This window comes from Blattabacterium cuenoti (assembly GCF_014252075.1).
Taxonomy (GTDB): domain Bacteria; phylum Bacteroidota; class Bacteroidia; order Flavobacteriales; family Blattabacteriaceae; genus Blattabacterium; species Blattabacterium cuenoti_AC.
Map to the genome: position 1 here is coordinate 418,405 of NZ_CP059209.1, position 14,263 is coordinate 432,667.

At 26.8% G+C, this 14,263-nt stretch carries 13 protein-coding genes; 2 read left to right on the forward strand and 11 right to left on the reverse strand.

What is annotated here, in order from left to right; all coding sequences use genetic code 11:
- Window positions 1–2 precede the first annotated feature (2 nt).
- Genes gpmI through rplM form a run of 5 tightly spaced genes read right to left on the reverse strand, consistent with a single transcriptional unit; the run spans window position 3 to window position 3,968 of the window.
- A complete protein-coding gene (gene gpmI / locus H0H47_RS02055; RefSeq protein WP_185865837.1) occupies window positions 3–1,544 on the reverse strand; it encodes a 2,3-bisphosphoglycerate-independent phosphoglycerate mutase in 1,542 nt (513 codons plus the stop codon).
- A gap of 16 nt (window positions 1,545–1,560) precedes the next feature.
- Complete coding sequence (gene tsf, locus H0H47_RS02060; RefSeq protein WP_185865838.1) at window positions 1,561–2,382, reverse strand: translation elongation factor Ts; 822 nt, start codon at window positions 2,380–2,382, stop codon at window positions 1,561–1,563.
- Entirely contained in the window at window positions 2,379–3,104 is a 726-nt protein-coding gene (rpsB, locus tag H0H47_RS02065; protein ID WP_185865839.1) for a 30S ribosomal protein S2, read from the reverse strand. The genes tsf and rpsB overlap by 4 nt, the downstream gene beginning before the upstream one ends.
- Window positions 3,105–3,137: 33 nt before the next feature.
- On the reverse strand, window positions 3,138–3,515 hold the full coding sequence (gene rpsI, locus H0H47_RS02070) for a 30S ribosomal protein S9 (RefSeq protein WP_185865840.1): 378 nt from the start codon (window positions 3,513–3,515) through the stop codon (window positions 3,138–3,140).
- A gap of 6 nt (window positions 3,516–3,521) precedes the next feature.
- Window positions 3,522–3,968, reverse strand: a complete 447-nt coding sequence (gene rplM / locus H0H47_RS02075; protein ID WP_185865841.1) for a 50S ribosomal protein L13 — start codon at window positions 3,966–3,968, stop codon at window positions 3,522–3,524.
- 196 nt (window positions 3,969–4,164) lie between these two features.
- Between rplM and dnaK the strand changes: the two genes are divergently transcribed.
- On the forward strand, window positions 4,165–6,060 hold the full coding sequence (gene dnaK, locus H0H47_RS02080) for a molecular chaperone DnaK (RefSeq protein WP_185865842.1): 1,896 nt from the start codon (window positions 4,165–4,167) through the stop codon (window positions 6,058–6,060).
- 21 nt (window positions 6,061–6,081) lie between these two features.
- Here dnaK and H0H47_RS02085 read toward each other — a convergent pair whose 3' ends face one another.
- From H0H47_RS02085 to rsfS, 4 genes are read right to left on the reverse strand one after another with little or no spacing between them, the layout of a single operon-like run.
- Window positions 6,082–6,750: a phosphatidylserine decarboxylase family protein gene (locus H0H47_RS02085; RefSeq protein ID WP_185865843.1), complete on the reverse strand. Its 669-nt coding sequence runs from the start codon at window positions 6,748–6,750 to the stop codon at window positions 6,082–6,084.
- 13 nt (window positions 6,751–6,763) lie between these two features.
- Complete coding sequence (locus H0H47_RS02090; protein WP_185865844.1) at window positions 6,764–7,582, reverse strand: phosphatidate cytidylyltransferase; 819 nt, start codon at window positions 7,580–7,582, stop codon at window positions 6,764–6,766.
- A 35-nt stretch (window positions 7,583–7,617) separates the two neighbouring features.
- Window positions 7,618–9,576: an ATP-dependent zinc metalloprotease FtsH gene (gene ftsH / locus H0H47_RS02095; RefSeq protein ID WP_185865845.1), complete on the reverse strand. Its 1,959-nt coding sequence runs from the start codon at window positions 9,574–9,576 to the stop codon at window positions 7,618–7,620.
- Window positions 9,577–9,631: 55 nt separating this feature from the next.
- Entirely contained in the window at window positions 9,632–9,943 is a 312-nt protein-coding gene (rsfS, locus tag H0H47_RS02100; protein WP_185865846.1) for a ribosome silencing factor, read from the reverse strand.
- A 433-nt stretch (window positions 9,944–10,376) separates the two neighbouring features.
- On the opposite strand from rsfS, the gene H0H47_RS03155 reads away from it, so the two are divergent.
- Window positions 10,377–10,805 (forward strand): biotin--[acetyl-CoA-carboxylase] ligase, encoded by a 429-nt coding sequence (locus H0H47_RS03155; protein ID WP_238785078.1) that lies wholly within the window; start codon window positions 10,377–10,379, stop codon window positions 10,803–10,805.
- Window positions 10,806–10,820: 15 nt separating this feature from the next.
- Here the strand turns inward: H0H47_RS03155 and yidC are convergent, their stop codons facing one another.
- Together yidC and H0H47_RS02115 are read right to left on the reverse strand one after the other, a co-directional pair.
- Window positions 10,821–12,557, reverse strand: a complete 1,737-nt coding sequence (gene yidC / locus H0H47_RS02110; RefSeq protein ID WP_185865847.1) for a membrane protein insertase YidC — start codon at window positions 12,555–12,557, stop codon at window positions 10,821–10,823.
- Window positions 12,554–14,191, reverse strand: coding sequence for a CTP synthase (locus H0H47_RS02115; protein ID WP_185866309.1), 1,638 nt, complete (start codon window positions 14,189–14,191; stop codon window positions 12,554–12,556). Before H0H47_RS02115 ends, yidC begins: the two co-directional genes overlap by 4 nt.
- Window positions 14,192–14,263 lie beyond the last annotated feature (72 nt).

The window sequence follows — 14,263 nt, forward strand, 5'->3', positions numbered from 1 at the left end:
AATTATTTTTTTCTACATTTTCTAATAATAGAAGTTCCACTCATTACATGAGGGATAGGTAATTTCATTAATTGAAGTATAGTAGGAGCTACATCTGATAAGGATCCTCTATCTTTCAATAAAGAATTTTGTTTTTTAATGTCTTGATCTAAAAGAATAAAGGGGACTAAAGATGTAGTATGAGCTGTATTAGGACTTCCATCGGGGTTAATCATGTAATCTGCATTTCCATGATCTCCTACTATAACAACTGTATATGAATTTTTTATTGCTTCTTCAGAACAAAGTTTTGTGCATTTATCAACATATTCACAAGCTTTTATTGTCTCTTTCATTTTCCCAGTATGCCCCACCATATCTGGATTTGCAAAATTTAAGCAAATAAAATCTGAATTTTTTTTTTTTAATTCAGGAATAATTTTCTTCACAATATTCTTTGCGCTCATCTCAGGTTTTAAATCATAAGTAGAGACTTTAGGGGATTCACATAGAATTCTAGTTTCTTTATCAAAAGGGACTTCTCTCCCTCCCGAGAAAAAGAAAGTAACATGCGGATATTTTTCTGTTTCAGCTATACGAATCTGTTTTTTCCCTTCTTTTTCCAAAATTTCACCTAATGTTTCTGATAAACAATCTTTTTCAAAAAGAACATGAATATCTTTATATTTAGAATTAAAACAAGTCATAGATATATAATTAGATAAATTTATCTTTCTTATATCTAAAAAAGAATTATATCCAATAAAAAGTTCTGTTATTTGTCTAGAACGGTCTGGTCGAAAGTTGAAACAAAAAACAACATCTCCATCTTCTATTTTTGAAATAGGGGATCCTTCATTGTCAGTAATTATTAAAGGAGGGAGAAACTCATCGGTCACTCCATTTTTATATGATTCTTCTATAGAAGAAAAAATATTTTTAGTATAAATTCCTTTTGAATAAACCATTGCATTATATGCTTTTTTAGTTCTTTCCCATCTATGATCACGATCCATTGAATAATATCTTCCAATAACAGAAGATAATTTACCAACGTATTTTTTAGTTTTTTTTATTAGTTCATTGATATAAAAAATACTCTTTTTTGGTGAAGAGTCCCTACCATCTGTAAAAACATGTATAAAAACATCTTTTATTTTTTTTTCACAAGCTACTTTAAGTAAAATAAAAAGATGATTCATGTGGGAATGCACCCCTCCATCAGATAATAATCCAATGAAATGAATTCTTTTTTTTGATAGACAAATTTTATCAAAAATAGCGCTGACTTTTTTTCTGAAAAAACCACTTTCAATAGATATATTTATTTTTTCTAAACTTTGAATAACTTTTCGTCCAGATCCTAAACTTATGTGACCTACTTCAGAATTTCCCATTTGTCCTTTAGGTAATCCTACATAAGATCCTGAAGCTTCCAATTTGCTAAAAGGAAAGTGATTTGAGCAATAATTAATAAACGGAGTATTAGCTTGTTCTATAGCAGAAGAATTTATGGAAGAAGAAATTCCCCAACCATCCAAAATTATTAACATTAGTTTTTTCATCCAATTATTATTATTATTAAATACTCACTCTTCTGAAAAGATTTATTTTTATATTATTGTGAAATTCATTCAAATATTCCTGAATATTTATTTTATTGTTCTTTATAAATTTCTGATTCAGTAATGTATTATTTAAAACAAATTTTTTAATTTTTCCTTGGATGATTTTTTCCATTATTTCCGTATTTTTTAATTTTATTTCTTTTTTAACTTGATTTTTAATAATATCTATTTCTCTTTCCATGAGTATATTTGGAATTTCTTCCTCATTTACAGCTATAGGATTCATGGCTGTAATATGCATTGCTATATTTCTAGCTACAGATATATTTATTTTAGAAGAAAATCCAACTAATGTTGCAATTTTATGATTGTTGTGAGTATAATCTGCGACAAATGGAGAATCTATTTTTTCAAAAATTTTTAATTCTAATTTTTCACCTACGAGCCCCATATGATTGACGATCATCTCTTGAACACTGTTATCTTCATGAAAAAAACTGGATAAAAAATCTTCTTTAGTATGACATGATAAAGATTTTTTAGATAACATAGATAAAAAACTTAAAAATTCGTGACTCTTAGATAGAAAATCTGTTTCACAACTAAGACCTATAATTGTTCCAGAAGAATAATCAGAACTTATAGAAGAAACAACAGCGCCTTCTTTCATTTGAAAGGATGATCGATTGACTGCTACTTTTTCTCCCTTTTTTCTTAAAAGAAGAGTAGCTTCGTCTATATTTCCGTTGGAATCAACTAACGCTTTTTTGCAATCCATTATTCCAACACCTGTCAACTTTCTAAGTTTATTAATTTGAGATACAGAAATATTCATGGTTTTTTATTTGTATAATTTTTTTCTTCACGTTCATTTCTGTTGATTAAAATTCCATTTTTTATGGCTTCTGTCACAAATTTCAAAATAATATTTATAGATTTGGATGAATCATCATTAGAAGGAATAGGATAATGAATTCCATTAGGATCCGTGTTTGTATCTACCATAGCAAATATGGGAATACTCAATTTTTTAGCTTCTGTCAATGCTATTTTTTCTTTATTTGGATCTACTAAAAAAATACCACCTGGTATATGACTCATGTTTGAAATACTCCCTAAATTTTTATGTAATTTTTCATGCAATCGATTAATTAATAGTCTTTCTTTTTTGGACAAAGTGTTAAAAGTTCCATTCTTTTTCATTTTTTCTATACCATTCATCTTTTTAACAGATTTCCGAATGGTTGTGAAATTCGTCAACAATCCACCTAACCATCTTTCTGTTACACAAGGCATATTTATACTTTTCGCATAAGAAGAAACTTTTTCTTTAGCCTGAGCTTTAGTTCCTACCAACAATATTTTTTTTCCAGTTGTTGCTATTTTTTTTAATCCATTACAAGCTTCTTCCAATTTAGAAATTGTTTTTGATAAATCAATAATATGAATTCCCCTTTTTTTCATAAAAATAAAAGGACGCATATTTGGATTCCACTTTCGTGCAATATGTCCAAAATGAACACCAGCTTTCAACAAATCTTGAGTATTAATTTTCATTTTTATTTTTCAGTTTTTTCTATTTATAATGTTTTAACGTTTTGAAAATTGGTATTTTTTTCTAGCTTTTTTTTGACCAAATTTTTTTCTCTCAACTTCTCTAGAATCGCGAGTTAATAATCCTTTATCTTTTAATTTACTTCTATGTTTTAGATCAAATTGACAAAGGGCACGAGATATCGCAAGGCAAATTGCTTCTGCTTGTCCATTAAACCCTCCACCAATAACTTTTATATTCATATCAAATTGATCCAACTTATCAATAATCTTAATAGGATATAAAACTTTTTGGTGAACATATTTTGGAAAATACTGATCCAATTTTTTGGAATTAATAGTTATTAATCCATTCCCTATTTTCAAATAAACACGAGCAAGAGATCTTTTTCTTCTTCCTATAGTATGTATCATAAATTTTTAATTATCTTTAAATAAGATAGGTTTTTGAGCTTCATGTTTGTGAATGGATTTCTGATATACATGAAGATTTTTCAAAATTGAACGACCTAAACGATTTTTAGGAAGCATTCCTTTTACTGCTTTGTATATCAAATTCCTTGAATCTTTATTAAACAAATTCTTAACAAGAGTTACTTTTTTTCCTCCAGGATATCCAGTATAACGGATATATTTTTTCTGATCCCATTTTTTTCCAGTGAGTCTAATATTATTAGAATTGATAACAACTACATGATCTCCGCACTCTACATGTGGAGAAAAAAAAGGTTTATGTTTTCCTATTATAATAGAAGCTATTCTAGAAGAAAACCTCCCAAGAATTTGATTGGTCGCGTCCATTATTACCCATGACTTTACTATCGATTTTTTTTTGGACGAAGTAGTTTTTAAACTTAACGGATCCATATTTTTTATTTTCTGTAATATAAGAAATTTTAAAAATATTCATAAAATGACTTTTTGTCATAAAAAGAATTTTTTTGAAAAGCTTTTTATTGTCATACATTCTTCTCCCTTTATTTGTAAAGGGTTTTATTTTCATTGTGGCATAATGATTGGAGAGCTATTGGTTGATTAATTAATATGAAAAAACGTAATAAAAATGAGTAAAATTATAGGAATAGATTTAGGAACAACAAATTCTTGTGTTGCGGTCATGGAAATTAATGATCCTATTGTTATACCTAATTCAGAAGGAAAAAGAACTACTCCATCTATAGTTGCTTTTGTAGATGGAGGAGAAAGAAAAATAGGAGATCCAGCAAAAAGACAAGCGGTTACTAATCCACAAAAAACTATTTTTTCAATTAAACGATTTATGGGAAGAATGTATTCCGAAGTTACAGAAGAATTAAAACATATCCCATACAAAGTCATAAAAGGAGGAAATAATACGCCTCGTGTAGATATAGAAAAAAGATTGTATGCTCCTCAGGAAATATCAGCAATGATTTTACAAAAAATGAAAAAAACAGCTGAAGATTATCTTGGAGAAGAAGTTAATAGAGCAGTAATCACTGTTCCAGCTTATTTCAACGATGCGCAAAGACAAGCTACTAAAGAAGCAGGAGAAATAGCAGGATTAAAAGTAGAACGAATTATCAATGAACCTACTGCAGCGGCATTGGCTTATGGGTTAGACAAAACCAATCAAAATAAAAAAATAGTCGTATATGATTTAGGAGGAGGAACTTTTGATGTTTCTATTTTGGAATTAGGAGATGGAGTTTTTGAAGTTCTTTCTACAAACGGGGACACTCACTTAGGTGGAGATGATTTCGATCAAGTAATAATTGATCATCTTGCAAATGAATTTAAATCTAAAGAAGGGTTGGATCTTAGAAAAGATCCTATGGCTTTACAACGTTTAAAAGAAGCTTCTGAAAAAGCAAAAATAGAATTATCTTCTTCTAATCAAACAGAAATCAATCTTCCATATATCACAGCAACTGGATCTGGTCCTAAGCATCTAGTTATTCCCTTAACTAGAGCAAAATTTGAGCAACTATCAGAAAAATTAATACAACGTTCTATAAATCCTTGTTCTAAAGCTTTAAAAGATGCAAATTTAAGTACTAAAGATATAGACGAAGTTATTTTAGTAGGTGGGTCTACTCGCATTCCTAAAGTACAAGAAGAAGTAGAAAGATTTTTCAAAAAAAAACCGTCTAAAGGAGTAAATCCAGATGAAGTCGTTGCTATTGGAGCTGCTATACAAGGAGGTGTTTTAACTGGAGATGTACAAAATGTATTGTTATTAGATGTAACTCCTTTATCTTTAGGAATTGAAACCTTAGGAGGTGTCTTTACGAAACTTATTGAATCTAATACAACGATTCCTACTAAAAAATCTGAAACTTTTTCTACAGCTTCTGACAATCAATCAGCAGTCACTATACGTGTTGGACAAGGAGAAAGACCAATGTTTAATGATAATAAAGAGATAGGTCGATTTGATTTAGTTGATATTCCACCAGCTCCTAGAGGAATCCCTCAAATAGAAGTAACTTTTGATATAGACGCTAACGGCATACTTAATGTATCTGCAAAAGATAAAGGGACAGGGAAAGAACAATCTATACGTATTGAAACTTCTTCAGGGTTGAATCAAGAAGAAATAGAAAAAATGAAAAGAGAAGCGGAAGAAAATTCTCAAAAAGATGATAAAATAAAAAAAGAAATAGAAAAATTAAATTCTGCTGATAATCAAATATTCCAATCTGAAAAACAGTTGAAAGACTATGGAGATAAATTATCAGAAGATAATAGAAAGAATATAGAAATTTCGTTAGAAGAATTAAAAAAAGCTCATTCTAAAAAAGATTTTGTTTCTATTGATAAATACATGAAAAAACTGAATGAAGCTTGGACTAATGCTTCTCAAGAACTTTATACAAAAAAAAATAATAGTGAATCAGACAAAAAAGAAAATGATAAAAAAAGTAACAATAAAGGAAATGAAAATGTACAAGATGTAGATTATGAAGAAGTAAAATAAAAAATTAATAAAGGGAGTTGATTATAACGGGATAATGGAAATTATAGTTTCCCCTCCAGAAACTTTTTCTCCCTTTTTCACTAAAATTACAGAATTTAAAGGGAGAAAAACATCAATTCTAGATCCAAATTTTATAAATCCAAATTCTTCTCCCTTTTTTGCTATAGAATTTTTTCTTGCATAAAGAATAATACGTCTAGCTAAAAATCCAGCTATTTGCCTAAATAATATTTTTTTCCCTTTATTTGTTTTTATAACAATGGTTGTACGCTCATTGTTCAATGATGACTTTTTAAACCATGCTATCAAGTATTTTCCTGGATGATATTTGGTATAAATCACCCTTCCAGAAACAGGAAATCTATTAACATGCACATTAAAAGGAGACATAAAAATAGAAATACATATACAATTTTTCTTTAAAAACTCAGTTTCAAAAATATTTTTTATTTCCACAATTTTTCCATCAGCGGGAGAAATAACTATTTCTTTTTCTTTATCACAATTTTTTTCATGAAAAAACTTTTTTGGATTTCTAAAAAAAAAGATCAGAAAAACATAAAAAATTATTAAAAAAATAGAAGTGAAAAAAGAAATGAGATTAGAAAATAAAAAAAAAGAAACAAATATTAATAATAATATTATTATAAAAGCATAAACTAAAAATAAAACTCCTTCTCTATGAATCACTTTGAATATTATTTTAAAGTAGATAACTAATACTAGTTACTATTGTAGCTATAATTGGAATTACAAAAATAAAACTGTCTAACCTATCTAAAAATCCACCATGTCCGGGAAACCAAATTCCAGAATTTTTTACGTTGTAAGATCTTTTAATAGTAGATTCAAAAAGATCTCCAATAGTAGAAAATATAGGAACCATAAAAGATAGAATAAACCAATATTTTTTCCCCCATATTTTATATAGAAAAAACCCCAATATTAAACAAAAGAAGAAACCTCCAATAAAACCTTCTACAGATTTTTTTGGAGAAATAGAAATAGCTATTTTTATTTTTCCCCATTTTTTTCCAATTAAATAGGATAAAGAATCATTTGTCCATATTAAAATAAAAATACCTAAAATTAATTCTTTTCCATGATGGATTGTGGTATATATATAAGAAGCTAAAAAAAAAGGAATTATAATGTAGACTAACCCAAAAGTTAAATGACTAACTTGTGTGATTTTTTCTTGATGAGAATACTTTTTAGAAAACAGTTGAATAATAAAAAAAATTATAGAATAAGGAATTAAACAGATGATATATGGAATAAGCCCTTTTTTTATGAAAATATCCATTAAAATAGAAAATAAAAAAAACAAAGAAGCTACTTTAATTAAAATTATATCAGTCCCTGACATAATCAAAAATTCAAATAGACAAAGAAAGGACAACATCATCATTACGATTCTGAATATTTTTTCTCCTTTCTCAATAGAAAAAATAATCAAAAAAACATAAATAAAACCAGTAAAAAATCTTATTAGAAAGTTTAAATCTTTCTTTTTTTTCATCTATTGTAAGTTTTTTTAAAATGAAAAAAAATTAATTAAGAAGAGGATATGTTTCCTAACATATCTCCAATCTCATCAGGATAAGGTCTCTCTCCAAATATTTTTTTCAAGTCTTCTCTAAAGATAACTTCTTTTTCCAAGAGTTCATTAGCTAACATAGATAATTTCTTTTCATTGTTTTTCAATATTTTTTTAGCTCTTTGATATTGTTCCGTAATAATTTTCGATATTTCTTCATCTATAATCTGAGCTGTTTTTTCACTATAAGGTTTTGAAAAAGAAAATTCATTCTGCCCTGAAGAATCATAATAAGAAACATTTCCAATTCTTTCATTTAAACCGAAAATAGCCACCATAGATTGTGCTTGTTTAGTCACTCTTTCTAAATCATTCAACGCACCGGTAGAAATACTACTAAAAATAATTTCCTCTGCTGATCTCCCTGCTAATAATGCGCAAATTTCATCTTTCATTTGTTCTGGAGTAGTTAATTGTCTTTCTTCTGGAAGATACCATGCAGACCCCAAAGATCTTCCTCTTGGAACTATAGTCACCTTAACTAAAGGAGATGCGTGTTCTAGCAACCAACTTATTGTAGCATGTCCAGCTTCATGATAGGCTATTCGTTTCTTTTCATTTGGTTTTATAATCTTGTTCTTTTTTTCTAACCCTCCTATAATACGATCTATTGCATCCAGAAAATCTTGGTTCTCTATCATAGATCTATCTTTTCTTGCTGCAATAAGAGCAGATTCATTACAAACATTTGCTATATCTGCACCACTAAAACCTGGAGTTTGCCTAGCTAAAAAATCTATATCTACATTACTAGATAACACCAATCTTTGAAGATGAACTTTAAATATTTCTTTTCTTTCATTTAATTCAGGAGGATCAACTAATATAGTGCGATCAAAACGTCCAGGACGAAGTAATGCTTTATCCAAAATATCTGATCTATTTGTTGCTGCTAATACAATCACATTTGTGTGAGTTCCAAATCCATCCATTTCTGTTAATAATTGATTCAAAGTATTTTCTCTTTCATCATTTGATCCAGCTATACTACTTTTTCCTCTAGCTCTTCCTATAGCATCTATTTCATCAATAAATATTATACATGGAGATTTTTCTTTAGCTTTTTCAAACAGATCTCTTACTCGGGAAGCCCCTACTCCTACAAACATTTCCACAAAATCTGAACCAGACAAAGAAAAAAATGGAACTCTAGCTTCTCCTGCTACCGCTTTTGCTAGCAAAGTTTTTCCTGTTCCTGGAGGTCCTATTAATAAGGCCCCTTTAGGTATTTTTCCCCCAAGTTTAGTATATTTTTGGGGGCTTTTTAAAAATTCTACTATTTCTTGAACTTCTTCTTTTGCACCTTCTAATCCAGCTACATCTTTAAATGTAACTTTTACATTATCATTTTCATCAAATAATTTTGCTCTAGATTTTCCTATATTAAATATCTGTCCTCCTGGACCTCCTCCTGTAGTCCCTATTTTTCTAAAAAGAAAAATCCAAAAAATTATTAATAATATAAAAAATATACCATAATCAAAGAAAAATTTAGTTATTGTATATTCTGGTTGATTCTTAAAATCAATAATGGTATTCAGATTATACTTTTTTTTATATTCTTCAAATTTTTTCTGAAAAAATTGCAAATCTCCTATTTCAAATTCGTACTGTAATGGTAATGGTTGCGTAAGAAATCTTTTATCATTATCATTTTTAGGAGAAATTGTAGTATTTGTATTGATTTCATCAGGAAATAAGAATTTTTTCTTTAAATAAACATGAACTATTTCTCTATGTTTGACTATAATTTTTTGAACTTCTCCTTTTAACAGGATATCAAAAAAAGTATCCTGATCTATTTTTCTAGGGTTAGAAAAAGAAGATTTAAAAAAAAATATCCCTATCAATATAGCAAATATAACTGCATATACCCAAAAAAAATTATTTTTGCTTTTGGATTTTTTATCTATCATATTAGGTTTCTTCATTATCGAATTTAAATAAAAACCAAATTTCCTGTTATAAATTTTAATTCCAAAGAATTTCTATATTATAATGCGATCTCACCTCTTTTTGAAAAATATGGACAACAATTGAAACATAATCTACTAATATCCATTCTCTCTTTTTTAATCCTTCTATATGCCAAGGTTTTTTCTTTAATTGTTTGATTGTAGTTCTTTCTATAGACTGGGAAATGGCATAAACTTGATTATGAGAATCTCCATTACAAATAACAAAATAATCACAAATAAAATTTTCTCTATTTTTTAAGTTTATAACAGATATATCTTTTCCTTTAACCATTTGAATCCCTTCTATGATTTTTTTTAGTAACAAAACGAAAGTTATTTTTAATATTGTTAAATAAGTATTTTTTTTTAAATTTCAAAAAAAACAAAAATAAGATTTTCGCTTTAAAGGAAGTTAAATTACCCAATATAAAACATTTTGAAAAAACTTATTTGGCCTATAGATTTAGTTCTATTAAAAAAAGTAAATTCCACAAACCAATATGCAAGGAAATATACTTATAAAAAAAAAATTGGATAGTTATTTGGGCTCTGAATCAAACTCAAGGTATAGGATTTGAGAATAATTTATGGCATTCAGAAAAAGAAAAGAACTTAACTTTCAGTATCATTTTTAAACCTATAAATCCTTTTCCTATAAATAAAAAATATTTGATAAACATTATCACAAGTAATGGAATTCATAAAGCTTTATTAAACTATAATAAAAAAAAAAAATTTGGATTAAATGGCCTAACGATATGATTTCATATAGTAAGAAAATAGGAGGAATTTTAATAGAAAATAGTATTTTTCTAAAAAAAATTCATTCTTCTATTATTGGAATCGGTTTGAATGTACATCAAACTAAATTTGAAAAGGAATGGAATGCTACTTCTTTGAAAAAAATTTTCAATCTAAATTTTGAATTAGATAATCTATTTTATAACATTATATATTCTATTCAAAAAGAATATTTTCTTTTCACAATTCATGGGGAAAATTTTTCACGAAAATATTATATTAATCATCTTTATTTGAAAGATAAAATTTCTCTTTTTTATATTCACAAAATAAATGATTTTGTTAAAGGAATAATACGATCTATAACAGATCAAGGGTTTCTAATAATTGAATTTAATAAGAAATTCTATTCTTTCTATCAAAAAGAAATCAAATTTATTGAATAATTTTTTTTACATCTATTATTGAATCTTTTTTTGATTATGTTTTATCAGTTTTTTTTCTTGAATTTTCATAAGAATTTTTTTCTCATCCAACATAAATTCTTTGATAAAAAATAAAAAACCAATATTGATCATATTAGAAGTAAAATAATATAGAGATAAAGCAGAAGCATAACTATTTATAAATAATAACATAATAATAGGCATCAAATATAATATGAAATTCATATCTGGAATAGAGCTATTTTCATCTTGAGAAAATTCCTTTTTTCCATTGTTACTTAATTTCGTGTAACCCAACAAAGCAAATGAATACAATAAAGTAAGTAAACTCACATGATTTCCGTAAAAAGGAATAAAAAAAGGCAATTCTAGAATTGAATCATATGAAGTGAGATCTTCTACCCATAAAAAAGATTTTCCTCTCAAATTGATTATAGTAGGAAAAAATTTAAATAATGAGTAAAAAATAGGAACTTGAAATAGTGTAGAAATACATCCGGACATTGGATTTACTCCTACTTTACGATATAATTCCATCATAACTCTTTGTTTTTTTAAAGCATCTTCATTCTTTTTATATTTGTTATTTAATTCTTCTATTTCCGGACGAATTAATTTCATTATAGCACTTAATTTATATTGTTTATAAGTAATTGGAGATAATAGAAGTTTCACCACTATGGTCATCAAAATAATAATAACTCCATAATTTAAATTTGTTTTTTCCAGAAATTGAAAAATTATCAGAAAAAAATATTTATTAATCCATTTTAAGAAACCCCATCCAAATGGAATAATATTTTCAAATCCATTTTTATATTCTTTTAATAAATTAAAATCTAAAGGCCCAAAATAAAAACGAAAAGAAAAATGAAATTCTTCATTTTTTTTCGTTTTTACAAACGTTTTGAATTGAATTTTCTTCAGAAAACTTCCTGAAGAAAAATTTTCTGATTGAACAAAAGTATTTCTTAATATTTTTTCCGGAATAAATATAGAAGCAAAAAATTGTTGTTTATAAGCTATCCAATTTATGTTGGATATATTTTTTTCTTCTGTTTTTCTTTCGGATAAATATTTTACAGATGCAGAATTTTTATTAAAAATAGAATAATACGCTTGAGTATAAGAATTTTCCCAATTTCTATCCTTTTCCATGGATAAAATTTTTTGCTCCAGATTGATGGAAACTAATTTTCTAAAAGGATAAAAATTTATTGTTTTTACGGAAAAACCAATATCATATTGATTTTCTTTTCCAATTGTATATATATAATCCAAAAACCCTTTTCCATAAGGATTTTTAGCTCTCATTATAAGGATTTTAATTCCTTTTTTTTTGTTCTCCAATGAAAAAGGTTGAAAAAGCAAATTTTTTGTATCAATATTTAACCCTTTTTCATTAGAAAAGGACATTTTGTATAAAAAACTAGAATTTTTTACTAAATAAAGATTTTTCGCATGATATGATAATGAAGGATCATATGCTTTATATTTTTTTAAAAAAACTTCACTTATTATTCCTCCTACATTAGATATTTTTAATCTTAAAACATTATTTTCCAATAAAAAGAAATTATTTTTTTCTTTTTGGCTTTTTTCAAAAAGAGGAACTTTTTTTTTATCAAAAAATTCTTTATTTATCTTGAATTTTTTCTCTTTTTCATTATTCAAATACGTAAAAATCGTTAAAATTAACAATATAAGAAATAGTCCTATCATAGAACTATAATCTAAATTTTTATCCTTCATATATAAGAAGAATTCTGATAATTAAAAGATTTGTAATTTTTGGTTACTTTTACAAAGTAAGTGAATAAAGGATGTGGATTAGTTACCGTACTTTGATATTCTGGATGATATTGAACTCCCAAGAAAAAAACATGATTTTCTAATTCAAAAGCTTCTACTAATCCTGTCTCTGGATTAATTCCAACGGCTTTCATTCCAGCATTAGAAAAATGTTCTAGATAATTATTATTAAATTCATATCTATGACGATGTCTTTCTAAAACTTCTTTTTTTCCTCCATAAATAGAAAATATTTTTGATCCTTCTGAAAAAGAACATTTCCAATTTCCTAAACGCATAGTTCCTCCTTTGTTAGTTAATTTTTTTTGTTTTTCCATTAAACAGATTACTGGATGAAAAGTATATGGATTTGTTTCATAACTTTCTGCTTTTTTTAATCCCAAAACGTTTCTAGCAAATTCTATTACGGCAATTTGCATTCCTAAACAGATACCAAAAAATGGAATTTTTTTCTCTCTTGCATACTTTGCTGCAAGAATTTTTCCTTCTATTCCTCTATTTCCAAATCCTGGTGCGACTAAAATTCCTGAAATTCCTTCAAAATATTCCTTTATATTTTTTTCTTTTATCATTTCCGAATAAATCCATTTTATATTAACGTAAGTTTCATTTTCAGTCCCTGCATGAATTAACGCTTCAGTAATTGATTTATAAGAATCATGTAAAGAAACATATTTTCCAACTAATGCTATTTTAGTTTCATATTTTGGTTTTTTATATTTTTTTATAAAAAACTTCCATTTTTTTAAATCAGGAGAAATAATAGTGGATAAATTTAAATGATTTAATACTACTTTATCAAAATTTTGCAAATGCAACAAACAAGGAATTTCATATATAATTTTAGTATCAATCGATTCTATAACATGTTTAGGTTTTACATTGCAAAACAAAGCTAATTTTTCTCTAATTTTTTTAGAAATATGTTTTTCTGTTCGACATACAATAATATCTGCTTGTATTCCATTTTCCATTAAATTACGAACAGAATGTTGTGTTGGTTTTGTTTTTATTTCTCCAGTAACTGTAATATATGGGAGCAATGTTAAGTGAATTACTAATCCATTGAATTTTCCTAATTCCCACTTTAATTGACGTACTGATTCAATATATGGCAAACTTTCTATATCTCCCACTGTTCCTCCTATTTCAGTAATAATAATATCGTAATTTTTTGATTCTCCGAGTATTTTAATGCGTCTTTTAATTTCATTAGTAATGTGAGGGATGACCTGTACCGTTTTTCCTAAGTAATTTCCTTTTCTTTCGTTATCTATAACTGTTTTATATATTAATCCAGATGTCACATTATTCTCTTTAGCAGTGGGTTGGTTTAAAAATCGTTCATAATGTCCTAAATCTAAATCTGTTTCTGCTCCATCTTTAGTAACAAAGCACTCTCCATGTTCATAAGGATTTAAAGTTCCTGGATCTATATTAAAATAAGGGTCTAGCTTCAAAATTGAAACTTTATACCCTCTAGCTTTCAATAACATGCCTAATGAAGCTGAAACTATTCCTTTTCCCAAAGAAGAGGTCACTCCTCCTGTAACAAAAATATATTTTATTTCCATCACAAAATCAAACAAAAATTAAAATGAAATAATACGAAGAAATAAACAATTAAAATTATGATAATACAAAAA